The sequence below is a fragment of the Dorea sp. 210702-DFI.3.125 genome (assembly GCF_020560945.1).
Taxonomy (GTDB): Bacteria; Bacillota; Clostridia; order Lachnospirales; family Lachnospiraceae; genus Dorea; species Dorea formicigenerans.
In genome coordinates this window covers 40,540-53,787 of record NZ_JAJCNF010000026.1, presented here as the reverse complement: position 1 = coordinate 53,787, position 13,248 = coordinate 40,540, and the positions used below count along the sequence as shown (strand labels likewise).

Annotated in this window: 12 protein-coding genes and 1 pseudogene; 10 read left to right on the top strand and 3 right to left on the bottom strand. The window is 36.8% G+C overall.

Annotation, left to right across the window (positions count from 1 at the left end):
- Together LI164_RS12100 and LI164_RS12095 are read right to left on the bottom strand one after the other, a co-directional pair.
- Positions 1–174, bottom strand: a 174-nt coding sequence (locus tag LI164_RS12100) for an excisionase (protein ID WP_227070153.1), incomplete at its 3' end; no start/stop codon positions are given.
- On the bottom strand, positions 167–1,309 hold the full coding sequence (locus tag LI164_RS12095) for an XRE family transcriptional regulator (RefSeq protein WP_005336080.1): 1,143 nt from the start codon (positions 1,307–1,309) through the stop codon (positions 167–169). The genes LI164_RS12095 and LI164_RS12100, both read right to left, overlap by 8 nt.
- Before the next feature lie 526 nt (positions 1,310–1,835).
- Here LI164_RS12095 and LI164_RS12090 point away from each other — a divergent pair.
- Together LI164_RS12090 and LI164_RS12085 are read left to right on the top strand one after the other, a co-directional pair.
- A complete protein-coding gene (locus LI164_RS12090; protein WP_009242236.1) occupies positions 1,836–2,456 on the top strand; it encodes a helix-turn-helix domain-containing protein in 621 nt (206 codons plus the stop codon).
- A gap of 458 nt (positions 2,457–2,914) precedes the next feature.
- A complete protein-coding gene (locus tag LI164_RS12085; RefSeq protein ID WP_025654485.1) occupies positions 2,915–5,026 on the top strand; it encodes an immunoglobulin-like domain-containing protein in 2,112 nt (703 codons plus the stop codon).
- 330 nt (positions 5,027–5,356) lie between these two features.
- Here the strand turns inward: LI164_RS12085 and LI164_RS12080 are convergent, their stop codons facing one another.
- A complete protein-coding gene (locus LI164_RS12080; RefSeq protein WP_040015228.1) occupies positions 5,357–6,040 on the bottom strand; it encodes a Crp/Fnr family transcriptional regulator in 684 nt (227 codons plus the stop codon).
- Positions 6,041–6,206: 166 nt separating this feature from the next.
- On the opposite strand from LI164_RS12080, the gene LI164_RS12075 reads away from it, so the two are divergent.
- The 8 genes and pseudogenes from LI164_RS12075 (at position 6,207) to LI164_RS12040 (ending at position 13,243) form a co-directional block, all read left to right on the top strand.
- Complete coding sequence (locus LI164_RS12075) at positions 6,207–6,530, top strand: co-chaperone YbbN (protein WP_227087223.1); 324 nt, start codon at positions 6,207–6,209, stop codon at positions 6,528–6,530.
- A 15-nt stretch (positions 6,531–6,545) separates the two neighbouring features.
- A complete protein-coding gene (gene trxB / locus LI164_RS12070) occupies positions 6,546–7,469 on the top strand; it encodes a thioredoxin-disulfide reductase (protein WP_227087222.1) in 924 nt (307 codons plus the stop codon).
- Between the two features lie 595 nt (positions 7,470–8,064).
- Positions 8,065–8,247, top strand: a complete 183-nt coding sequence (locus LI164_RS12065; RefSeq protein WP_005330453.1) for a hypothetical protein — start codon at positions 8,065–8,067, stop codon at positions 8,245–8,247.
- A gap of 153 nt (positions 8,248–8,400) precedes the next feature.
- Positions 8,401–8,781, top strand: a complete 381-nt coding sequence (locus LI164_RS12060) for a type II toxin-antitoxin system PemK/MazF family toxin (RefSeq protein WP_005330455.1) — start codon at positions 8,401–8,403, stop codon at positions 8,779–8,781.
- Entirely contained in the window at positions 8,762–8,944 is a 183-nt protein-coding gene (locus LI164_RS12055; RefSeq protein WP_227079185.1) for a DUF6870 family protein, read from the top strand. Before LI164_RS12060 ends, LI164_RS12055 begins: the two co-directional genes overlap by 20 nt.
- Positions 8,896–9,813: pseudogene (locus tag LI164_RS12050) on the top strand (lysozyme family protein); the annotation flags it as partial. The gene LI164_RS12055 and the pseudogene LI164_RS12050, both read left to right, overlap by 49 nt.
- Positions 9,814–9,942: 129 nt before the next feature.
- Positions 9,943–12,054: a penicillin-binding transpeptidase domain-containing protein gene (locus LI164_RS12045; RefSeq protein ID WP_227087221.1), complete on the top strand. Its 2,112-nt coding sequence runs from the start codon at positions 9,943–9,945 to the stop codon at positions 12,052–12,054.
- The gene (locus LI164_RS12040; protein WP_227087220.1) at positions 12,044–13,243 is read left to right on the top strand and encodes a DUF6070 family protein; all 1,200 of its coding nucleotides are present in this window, start codon (positions 12,044–12,046) and stop codon (positions 13,241–13,243) included. The genes LI164_RS12045 and LI164_RS12040 overlap by 11 nt, the downstream gene beginning before the upstream one ends.
- Positions 13,244–13,248 lie beyond the last annotated feature (5 nt).

The window sequence follows — 13,248 nt, the reverse complement described above, 5'->3', positions numbered from 1 at the left end:
AAACTGTCGGCGTTTAATCTGTATGCGGTTGCCATTCATAATGAGCCAGCCAGCGCCCTTGTTTTCCTCTGCCAAGCGTCTTAACTTGTTTTCTCCGATACGGAAATACTTTGACGCTTCTTCAATGGTAAGGGTATATTTTTCCCATACGGGAATATCCTGTGCATTACTCATAAAACACCCCCTCACTTTCGATTACATCTGCTATATCCGTACACATCTGTTCTACAAGCATTTCCTGTTTTTCGGAAAGGTGGGTACATTCATCAATCATTTTCATGTAGTTTGAGCCTGTCAGCCTGTCGATTTCCTCTATCATCACGATTGACGGCATGACCTGTCTTTCCAGCCATTGCAGAGTGCGTTCCATATTGACAGGTACGGGGTTCATTTCAAAAGGTAAACTGTCATGGGAAATGAATATCTCCCACAGCGGATAATCGGGAAATTGCACAAAATCAGTAATAAGGTAAAACACCAACCCATGAGGGTTATATGTCAATAACAATTCCTCAACTGCCTGTACTGCCTTTTTATCACGCAGACGAATTTCAAAACGGTTGATAATATCCGTATGTTTCTTTTTGGTTGCCTGCTCCTTTTGTTTTTCATACAGGCAGAAATATTTTGTGCTTGCCTTTGAGCCGATATAAAGGGTACTTGCTAAATTACGTTTTTTTTCGCTTAGTTTTCCACCTTGTACATTTTCATAGTTTTTACAGCGACAATCCGCACCGCCATTTTTGTATTTTTCAGACAAAACGGGAATATCCAGCAGACCGCACATATCATTGATTGCCAAGTCAAAACGTCGGATAACACCGCCACAGTCAAGACAGCGGTTTAAAAATGAATACCAATCCCTGTTCTGTGCCTGTAAGACATATTCCATGTTGCGTGAGCCTGCCCCTTTTAATTCTAAAAATACACCCATGTGTTCATCATCAGAAGCCATGACCTTGATTTCCCCGTAGGCATAATGCTCCTTATAGCCATAATACCCATAGTCATAATGGATAAAATAGTCCGCTTTCATGCCAAGCACCTTTCGGATAACTTCTAATGCGTCAGTCGTTGGAAAACGGACAGACAGATAATCAACGAGCAGATAAAAAGGCTTATCACAGACATAGTAATTCAGACAACGCAGGATAATGTTCTGTGTTTCTTTACTTGCGTTGGCTTTTCCGTTCTCAAAGCGGTTGATACTATATCTTGATACATGGGTAAGACTTGCAAGTTCTCCTTGTGAAAGACCGCTTGCAAGACGTTTGTTCTTCATTTCAAGTGCAAATTCTAAATTGTTCATTGTATTCCTCCAATCCCACAACAGCCTTGAAATACCTGTAAACCACTATTCAAAAGAATGTGAAATTACTATCTTCTTAAAACTTCTCATTACTACTCACAGGTTTGGGGTTGTATGGTTTTTGACTTGTCTTTTGTGAAATAGTGCCCCCCTGTTAGATAACGGGGGCACAGTCAAGGCTCGCAGGCTCGCCAGCCGACAAAGCATTTCTTCCCCTTGACACAAGATGTCATGGCGGTAAGCCTGAGAGGCTTCCGCCACCGTGTCAGAAATACTTTGTCAGCAAGTCCTGTTTTGCCTTTTCTAACAAGTTCCATTTCAACCAATATTCATATCTACGGGTTTAATCAGATGGGGATTTCTTTTTGAATGTTTTTGTATTTCATTCTATTGTACTTATTCACTCACAATAGCATAGTAATTCTTATATGCTTATTTGTCAATATCTTTTTTTGTCTTTACAAATCATATTAAGCATGATAGACTTATAACAGTGAAGATATAACGAGATATGGAGGGTTGTGCAATGAAAATAAGCCATTTAGGAAATAATATACAGACCATAAGAAAATTTAGGGGAATGAAACAACAGGAACTTGCGGACAAAATCGGTATCAATATGCAGAGCCTTTCCAAGATTGAAAGAGGGTTGAACTATCCTGCTTATGAAACGCTGGAAAAGATAATGGAAGTGCTGGACGTAACGCCGAATGAATTATTATCGGGAGAATGGAAGTATGTCAATCAGTCTGAAAAAGAAGTCTGTCAGTTTTTAAGAACAGAAGAACGTCTAAATGCAGAACTGAAACACGGACACTATGATAACTTCTTTGACAGCGAGGAAGAATGGCTGGAATATGAATTGGAAAAGTTACGGGAATACATTACAGACTATATCAACGGGAAAAGCATTGAAGCGTCCGACCTTTACCCAATCAAAGAATTTATCCAGCATTTGAAGTTTCAAAAATTACTAGACCGCTATGATGATTTATACAGTATGGATATGTTTGGGGAAAGCATAGAGGGACATAAATATAGGACACCTTATCAAGTCGTGAAAATGATAAATCCGAACTCAAAAGAGGATATGGAACTGTTACGGGAAGTATTAAGAAATAACCATTTTGATGATGAGGACGAGTAATCTTTTTCCTCTTGCGAGAAGATACAGCAAACAAAAAGCCCGATCAAGAGTGCAAAGCACCACCAATGGTGGCAAGCTCTTGACAGGGCTTTTTCTTTTCTGTTGTGGGTACTCAAGAGGAAAAAAGGAAAAGTGTGATGTCTCAATTTTTTTATCTTGCACGCATAAAAAGATTGAAAGAGGTGTTTGTTTCCAGTATAATGTTTTTTGTATAGAAGCAAGGATTGAATTTTTTTGAAAGAAAGGGTTGACAGTCATGTTCACACATTGTTACGCTTGCGACAGACAGACAGACAGACAGACAGACAGACAGACAGACAGACAGACAGACAAGTAAATTCTGCCCTTTTTTCAATTCTATCAATAATAAACAGAACGCACAGATTATCCAGTTATAAAGGGGAGTTTGTGCGTTTTTCTATGCAAAGAATTTATGAAAAATAAGGAGTGAACAAACTATGAAGAAAAAACAAGTCCTTGCAGTAAGTTCCGCATTGATGATTGGAACAACAACTGCACTTACAGGGCTTCCTACTCCTGTCATGGCACAGGAAAACACAGAAGTTGTGCAGGAAGCCGTTGTAGAAGAAAACAAGACAGAGCAAGTTCCTGTGGAACAGAAAACAGAAAACGCAGAAGTACAAGAGAATATAACAGACAAGGAACAGGAAGAAACTGCTGAAAATGCAGAAACTTTAAAAGAAGAAAGTACAAAACAGGAAACACCTGCAACACCAGAAAAAGAAGTGGTTACCGAAGATAAGACCGTTGAAGCAAGCAAAAATACAGAAGTAAAAGCTGGAAGCATTGCTATTGATGAAACACATTTTCCAGACAAAGTATTTAGAGAACAAATCATTGCAGAATTTGATAAAGACGGCGATAGTGTGTTATCTGTTGATGAAATATCAAAAGCCCAATTCTTAAACTTACATGGTATGAAAACGATATCTTCATTAGAGGGTATTCAATATCTAACAAATTTGCAGTCTTTAGATGTTTCTACGACTTCTGTTTCAGACTTAAGTCCGGTTAAAAACTCATCTTTAAAAAGATTAGATTGTCGTTCTTCAAAAGTAGGAAGCGTTGATTTAACACGTTATCCGAATTTGGAAGCTTTCCTTTGCGATAATACATCAATTAACAGTCTTGATGTATCTAAGAATGAAAAATTGAATACGTTATTTGCAGATAGTACCTCTATTTCCAATTTAGATGTAACAAACAATCCTAACTTAGAACAACTATCTTGTAGCAATACAGGATTAATGGAACTTGATGTCACACATAATCCGCAATTAGTCACTTTAGATATAGGAGATACAAAAGTAAAAACACTTGATATAAGTAAGAACCCTAATTTGAAACAACTATCATGTTATATGACAAATATAGCTGAATTAGATGTAACAAAAAACACAAAACTGACACGCCTTTTTTGTCATGATACAACTATTAAAAAATTAGATTTAAGCAATAATTTAGAACTTGAAATGCTACGTTGCGGTGAAATTTTTGAACAAGGGATAAGAGGTCTTGATATAAGTAAAAACACAAAAATTAAAAAATTAATTTGCGATGATTTATACTGGTTAAATGTCGGAGAGAATAAAGTTCTTGAAAATAATCATGCTTTTGTAGGCAACGGTTATATTGATATTAAAGGGAATAAAATCGACTTAAAAAAAGATGTTGAACAAGGAATAGATATTTCAAAAGTAAAAGTTACTGCAAATGGAACTTTAGATAAAGATACAGGAATTATAACGGTAGATGATGTAAAAAAACCAGTTACTTATGAGTATGATTGCGGTACTTATAAAGACGGAAACGTTGTTTTAAAAGTAGAATTATCGTTAAACTCACAAGGAGAAGATAATACAGCACCAACTATTTCTGCAAATGATGTTACATTGAATGTAGGCGATACTTTCGACCCATTGGCAAATGTAACAGCAACAGATAAAGAGGACGGAACTATCACTTTGACAAAAGATAATATTGTTGCAAATGATGTAGATACTTCTAAGGCTGGTACTTACCATGTGACTTATAAAGTAACAGATAAAAACGGAGCTTCTGCTAAAAAAACGATTACTGTAACTGTGAAACAAAATACAGGCGACCTTAACTCTGCTCCAATCATTTCAGCAAATGATGTTACATTGAATGTAGGCGATACGTTCGATCCATTGGCAAATGTGACAGCAACAGATAAAGAGGACGGAACGATTATTTTAACAAAAGATAACATTATTGCAAATGATGTAGATACTTCTAAGGCTGGCACTTATCATGTAACTTTCCGTGTAGTAGATAAAAATGGTGCAATTACTGAAAAAACAATTACAGTTACCGTAAAAGAAAAAGCAACAAATAAACCTGTAAGTCCACAACAGCCACAGAAACCGAGCAAGCCAACTACTCCAACAAAGCCTAGCGGACAAAAGAACCCTGTAAAAACAGGTGATATGACAAACGTAGGATTGTTTACTTCTATGTTTGCTGGTTCAACCGGTGTATTAGCTGTTTTATTCGGTAAAAAACGTAAAAGAAATAAGAACAATTAACAAAATGTATAATAACAATCAATAGCGACTAATGATTTTCATGTAAAAGGACACCAAACTATACGGTGTCCTTTTCAAATTCTTACGTCATATCAAGGCTCATTCAATCGTGGTAAATTCGTGGTAAAATGAGTGCTTTCCTATATTTCAAAATGCTTGAAAGTATAGTGTTTATGCGGATAATCAAAAATCAGATATAAAATTTATATAAAATAATCATAATATTTTTATAATTTTCTCGTAATATAAAAAGATCCCCCATTTATTAGAATGACTTTCATAATTCTGATAAATGGAGGATTCTTCTTTATATGTTACAGAAAAACAATTTTATGACCTTTGGAGTGTTTCCAGTCTTTTTGGATCAAGGATTGTGATTTTGCCGCGGGAGAGTTTGACGAGACCCTCGCCTTGAAAGTATCGAAGCATTCGAGTGATAACTTCCCTGTGGGAACCAAGATGATTAGCAATCGTCTCATGAGTGATTTTCAGCTCGTTTGTTCCTTCGATAGAGGTCTCTTCTAAAAGAAATGAAGCAACACGCTTATCCAAACTCTTCCACATGATTTGTTCAATCAGCCACATGACATCAGAAAAACGGGTGGCCATTAACTCATTGGTATAGTTTGCGACGGGAGCAGATTCCTTCATAATGCCCTTATAGATTTCAGCAGGGATGATCCAAAGATCAGTATCTTTTTCTGCTTCAATGGTTACTTCAAATTGAATGGAGCGTATGATACATGAGGCGGATAAAAGACACATATCCATATCGAACAGACGGTAAAGTGTAATCTCTCGTCCTTCATCTGAAAGTATGTAAGTTCGAAGCTGCCCGGATTTAACCAGTAATAATCCAGTACAATCTAGGTTTCCATTGTGAATGATTGTCCTTTTTTTTACATACTGTGTGATTAAATTGTCTGAAATTATTTTTTTCTGTGCTGTATTTAAGTCATTCCATAGTGGAAAACAATTTTCGAAGTTCATAACCGTTATCTCCTTTACGAACATAGTATACTTGCTTTTTTTAGATGCGTCAATTATATAACTGGCATATGCCATAAATAGAAATAAAAAGAAGTGTAATAAAGTAAATTATCTTTTCTGTAATATCATCACGGAAGCAAGCACTTATTTGGGGTATATTAAGTTCAAATAGGAGAAGGAGTTGAAAAATATGACATCTATAAATATAAATAAAGAAAAGTTTGGACAATTAATTCATAAGGAAAAACAGGTTTTGGTTGATTTCTGGGCACCTTGGTGTGGTTATTGCCGTAGAATTGGAGCGGCTTATGAAAAAATAAGTGAAGAATACAGCGATATTCTTATTGCTGGAAAAGTAAATATTGATGAAGAACCACAGATTGCAGAAGCTGAAAAGATTGAGATAATTCCTACGCTGGTTTTATATCGAGATGGAAAGGCAATAGATTCTATTGTTGCACCTAAATCAAAAATAATGATAGAGAATTTTATTAATGAAGCATTGGAAAAATAAAAGGAGGACTGCTGTATGAATGAAAATCATGTTTACGATATGATTATCGTGGGGGGAGGACCTGGAGGGTATACTTCAGCATTATACGCAGCTAGAGCAGGATTTGATACAATTGTTTTAGAAAAATTATCTGCAGGTGGTCAGATGTCATTGACCTGGCAGATTAATAACTATCCTGGTTTTGAAAATGGAATTGACGGATTTTCATTGGCAGAGAAAATGCAAAAACAGGCGGAAAAATTTGGCGCTAAAAGTGAATATGCTGAAGTTTTTAATATGGATTTAACAGGAAAGCTTAAGAGAGTAGAAACTAGTTCGGAAATTTATATTGGGAAAACAGTAGTGATTGCTACTGGAGCAAATCCAAGAAAACTTGGTCTCGCTAAAGAAAAAGAATTGATAGGTCATGGGGTTGCTTATTGTGCCTCCTGTGATGGTATGTTTTATAAAGATAAGATCGTGGTGGTTGTTGGTGGGGGAAATTCTGCTGTATCAGATGCTGTTCTTTTAAGTCGAATTGCTAAGAAAGTCATCATTGTTCATCGAAGAGATACATTACGTGCAACGAAAATCTACCATGACCAGCTGATGAAAACTGAAAATATAGAGTTACGATGGAACAATACAGTAAATGAACTGATTTATGGAGAACGATTGACTGGTGTGAGGTTGAAAGATACAGTTACAGGAGAAGAAAACATTATAGAATGTGACGGCCTATTTGTGAGTATAGGAAGAAAACCGACAACAGATTTTTTAGATAATCAGATAGAACTGGATAATAAAGGATATATTGTGGCAGGTGAAAACACTGAAACGAGTATTCCGGGTGTTTATGCTGTAGGAGATGTCAGAACAAAGTTACTCCGTCAGATAGTAACAGCAGTGGCAGATGGTGCTATGGCAGTACATATGGCAGAAGAGTATGTGGAGAAATAATAATCAGAATTTGAATAGTGAACTTTTTATACTGAAATATGTACGATTCCAATAATGATATGAACTTATGGGAACATATTGCGGATATTTTGTGAACTTTATTCTGATACAATGATTATGCTGATGAAAGAAGGCATAGATAACTGAATACAATAAAGAGACGAAAGCCTCAGTAGTTAAGAAAAAACTACTGGGGCTTTTTTTCGTGCCTGAATTTCTCAGCCAATAACTGCGGGCGTATCCCGGCAGGATAAAGGCGGAGCAGGCATGATCCTAAACAGAGGTCCGCCTTCTGGATTTGAAACGAGCAACAAGATTTCAAATTCAGGAGGAACGGATATGTATATTGAACACCCATATTTTTATGAAGGAAAGTATTGCGCAAAGTTATTTGACTTTAGTAATTAGAGGAAGTTAAAGGACTTCCTAAAATGAACCATGATAACTGAATATCCAATAATAACTGACGTGACATTTCATGCAGAGAGCACGAGGAAGATGTCGCTATAGGATTATAAGGACGTAAGAAACTATTTAGAGTCAATAATGCTGCGAAAAAGCACTGACCAAAGCCAGTCGGCAGGCTGGTGATGCGATGACATGTGTGAGATGCGATACACTTGCAGACCCTGAGAAGTCTGTAACTGGTAAACCTATGAACTGCTGGAGCCTGAAAACGAGAGTTTCCGGGTTGTGGTCCGGAGTATGCATCCGGGCAGGTTATTATTCCCTTCCTGCATATGCGGGAGTAATGATTCGGGGTATCGAGGATAAATAGAATCGAGCGAGCACTGTTTAATAATCAAATTGGCTATAGAGGTTATGCGGCAGAGCTTTCCTTATGGGAAAGAAACTCTGCCGTATTCCTGTGGAGCAAATATAGCGCTATGGATGCTTTACAAATAAAAATAACAGATTGGAGAGAGGACAAATGACAATCCGCAGAGGAGATATTTTATGGGCAGATCTCGGTATGTTTCCTACAACATCTGTTCAGGGTGGAGTAAGACCGGTGATCGTAGTAAGTAACAACAAAGCCAATACATACAGTTCAGTCATTACAGTAGTTCCGCTGACATCAAGAATATATAAGAAACGGTATTTGCCAACACATGTATTTATCAGTAAATATGATATGACGGGAATCCGAAAAGGAAGTTTGGCACTGGCTGAACAGGTTATGAGCATTTCCACAAAATGTATTATTGAGAAATGCGGAAGAGTAAATAAGTGGAGCCTGGATCGGGTACTGAAAGCAGTACGGATTCAGATGGGAATGGAAGGAGAAGGGCATGACTGCAGAAGAATATAGAAACTATCTGGAAACGGATTTTGATGATGTGGATCTGAAGGAATTGAAGGATATCCGAAAAATAAGGATTGACCGGAATAAGACGAAGGAAAAAAGAATAGCTCAATATCTCAGACAGGTGGGGATAATTCCAGTACGGTTTCTTCGGTTAGTGCAGAAGTAGAAGCATACGAACCACTAATCCGTCAGTATGCAAATCAATATGGCATTGGAGAGTATGTGGAACTAATCAAAGCCATTATGATGCAGGAATCAGGTGGGAGAGGACTTGACCCGATGCAGTGTTCAGAAGGGAGCTTTAATACAAAATACCCCAAACAGCCGAATGGAATCACTGATCCAGAGTATTCGATTTCTTGCGGAGTGCAGGAGATAAAAAGCTGTCTGGAACGTGCAGGGGTAAAAAATCCTCTGGATATGGAAAATATTAAACTGGCATTGCAAAGTTACAACTATGGAAATGGATATCTGGAATGGGCGAAAGCCAGAGGTGGATATACCCTTGCAAATGCAGCAGAATTTTCTGATATGATGGCACAGAGAATGGGGTGGAGCAGTTATGGGGACAAGCAGTATGTACCGCATGTGCTTCAGTATTATGCATTTGGAAGAATCCCGACAGGCATCGGTAATCAGGCAATCGTTCAGGTAGCAGCATCTCAGGAAGGAAAAGGCGGAACAACCTACTGGAGTTGGTATGGATTTGGAAACCGGGTAGAGTGGTGTGCCTGCTTTGTGTCATGGTGTGCAGACCAGAGTGGAGCTATTCCAAAATTCTCTCTTTGTTCGGACGGTGTGAAATGGTTTGAAAGTAAAGGCAGGTTCCGGGACGCCAGTTATACCCCGGTGGCAGGAGATATTATTTTCTTTGACTGGGGGAATAATGGAACGATTGACCATGTTGGAATTGTAGAGAGTGTCAGTGGTGGAACCGTCAATACCATAGAAGGTAACAGTGGAGATAAAGTGGCAAGACGGAGTTACAGTATCGGAAGCAGTAACATTTATGGATATGGTGTTCCGGCATATTAAAAGGCAGGAGAAAAAGTGTGATAGTCTAATGGTGAATCTGGAGTATACAATTCCTGAAAATAGACTTGACTTTCAAATATTACAAGTGTAAGATTTAAGAAACAAAAAAATTAGAAGAAAGGAATATCTATGAAAAGAAGACGAAAAAAGCAAAATATCCAAAAATCTTACGCTTGTAAGATTTTTGGGCTGATAGTAGCTATAACAGTAATTGCTGTTTCAGGAGGTGTTTTATTAAAAAGGACGATAACGGAATCACCAGAAGACACACTGGTGGAATATATGAATCATATTGAAAAAAAGGAATATGAAGTAATGTATACTATGATAGATTCAGATGAAAAAGTTTATCTGACAAAAGAAGAATACATACAACGAAATTCTAAGATATACGAAGGAATAGAGGTCAGTGACATTAAAATCAGTCATATAGCTGTGAAAGAGAAAAAAGCAGATACAGTTACGCTTTCGTATGAATCATCATGTAATACAATTGCTGGAGCAATACAGTTTGATAATATGGCAGAACTGAAAAAAACAAAACAGGGATATAAATTAGTATGGCAGGATAGCCTGATTTTTCCAGATTTAGAGAGTGATGATAAAATAAGTGTTACTACATCAAAAGCGGAGAGAGGAGAAATATTAGACCGAGATGGTAAAATGCTTGCAGGAAAAGGAGTAGCAACATCAGTTGGCATTATACCGGGAAAGCTGGAAGACAGGAATGTATCTATTGAAAAAATAGCGGAGTTATTAGAGATAGATGTAGAAACAATAAATAACAAACTCACAGCAAAGTGGGTAAAAGAAGATTCTTTTGTACCAATTGAAACTATTCCGAAAGTAGAAGAAATAGATTTAATGAAAATACAGCCAGAAGAAAAGACACTTGAGGAGCAGGATTGTCAGAATAAACTTTTGGAAATTCCAGGGGTTATGCTATCAGATGTGGAAGTTAGAACCTATGAGTTAGGGGAGGCAGCAGCTCATTTAATAGGTTATGTACAGTCTGTAACAGCAGAAGATTTGGAAAATCATCCAGGGGAAGGATATTCAGCAGAAAGTGTAATCGGAAGATCTGGGGTGGAAAAGTTATACGAAAAGCAATTAAAAGGAAAAGATGGTTGTGATATAAAGATTTTGGATAGTGATGGGGAAGTAAAAGAGGTTCTTGCAAGTATTTTTAAAGAAGATGGTATGGATATAAGATTAACGATAGATTCCGATTTGCAAAAATCATTATACGAGCAGTTTAAAGAAGATCCGGGGTGTTCTGTCGCAATGAATCCTTATACGGGAGAAGTATTGGCTTTGGTAAGTACCCCATCTTATGATAATAATGAATTTATACGGGGCATATCATCAGAGAAATGGACATCATTAAACGAAGATGAAAAGAAACCATTATATAATCGTTTCCGTCAAGTATGGTGTCCTGGCTCAACATTTAAACCAGTTGTGGCAGGAATTGGGTTGAAAACGGGAAGCATAGATCCAAAAGAAGATTTTGGAAATGAAGGTTTGGCATGGCAGAAAGATTCGTCTTGGGGATCTTATCAAGTGACAACACTTCATGAATATGAACCGGTTATTATGAAAAATGCAATTATCTATTCTGATAATATTTATTTTGCAAAGGCAGCTCTTAAAATTGGTAGTGAGAATTTTATGAATACTTTAAATGAAATAGGATTTAATCAGAATATGCCGTTTGAGATTGCGATGCAGGAATCAACATATTCCAATACAGATAAAATAGAAACAGAAATACAATTGGCAGATAGTGGTTATGGGCAAGGGCAGATTCTTGTAAATCCATTACATCTGGCAAGTATTTATACTTCATTTTTGAATGAAGGGAATATGATAAAACCGTATTTGAAATACAAAGAAGAAGCATCTGGTGAAACATGGATAGAAAATGCGTTTAGCAAAGAAAATGTAGAAGAAATTATGCAAGGGGTGGAAGGTGTTGTAAATGATCCGGAAGGAACCGGATATGCTGCACATCGTGACGATATTTTGCTTGCTGGAAAAACAGGGACAGCCGAGTTGAAGGCAACGAAAGAAGATACTTCTGGCAAAGAAATCGGGTGGTTTTCGGTGTTTACGGCAGATAAAAGCGTGGACAAACCAATTCTTCTTATCAGTATGGTTGAGAATGTGAAAGGAATCGGTGGAAGTGGTTATGTTGTTAAAAAGGATGCAACCGTATTGGAGGAATATTTTGAAAAATAAAAAAATTTTTACGGGGAATTATTACATATGTAAGAAAATTGCGATGATATTGATAGTTCTTATTGTTTTTACAGGATGCGGCCAAAATCGAATTACGGAAAAAGAAGAAAAGAAAGAAACCGTAGAATCTGAAATGAATGCAGAAGTAAAAAAAACAGCGCAAACTTTTCGGTCTGTTTATATGAAGGAGAAGTCGGAGTTAAATACATTAAAGGCGAAAAGAAAAATTATCAATTGTCTGGAAGAGAAAGGATATGCGGCAGTAGATTGTGATAATCAGATTGATATGGTCAATCGTGAAAAAGTAGAAGAATTTTGCAAAGCAGCGGAGAAAGAAGAACAGGCAGCAGTTGATATTGTTGTTGTATTTGATGAAGGGGAAATTATACAATATCATTTAGAGTCAATGAATGGAAAGATAAATGTTCGATTATGTCAGGTTAAATGGAAAGATAATAGTCCACAGGCTAATTATTATGATGAATATGAAGCATATGAGTGGAAATATACAGAAAAAGGATATTTGTTTCTGGAGGAATATCACCCACCGGGATTTGATGGAGCACCGGGTGAAACTGGATTCAGAGTGCAGCCATTAGATAAAACATGCCGGGAATTGAATCGAAAATATGTTATGCCGTTGGGGTATGCACTTAATAATCTGTTGATTACAAATTGGGATAACCAGAATTATACGGAACTTGATTTTTATGATCTTTATGAAAAAATGTATTATATGAAATATGGAAAGCAAGTTCCATATGAAGCAAATTATGGTGGAGTAGAATATGAAGTTCCAGAAGATGAGTTTGAAGAGGTTATAAAGACCTATTTACCATTTAGTAATACCGAGATTGAAAAGGGAACTTTTTATAACTCTAATAATAAAACTTTTAGATACAGACCGCGAGGGTTATATGATTGTGAATTCCCATATGAGCCATATCCGGAAGTTATCTCATATGAAAAATTACAAGATGGAACATTAAAACTTACGATAGAAGCAGTATGGGAAATCAGAATGGTAGATCAGGCAATCACCAGTGAATTGATGATAAAACCTATGGAAGACGGAAGTTTCCAGTATTTATCAAATAAGGTAATCAGTTCAGATCAAAATGCAAATGCAGGGTGGTATATGCCAAGGTTAACAGAAGAAGAGTGGGAAGAGAATTACAGTAATAATTAGGGGGC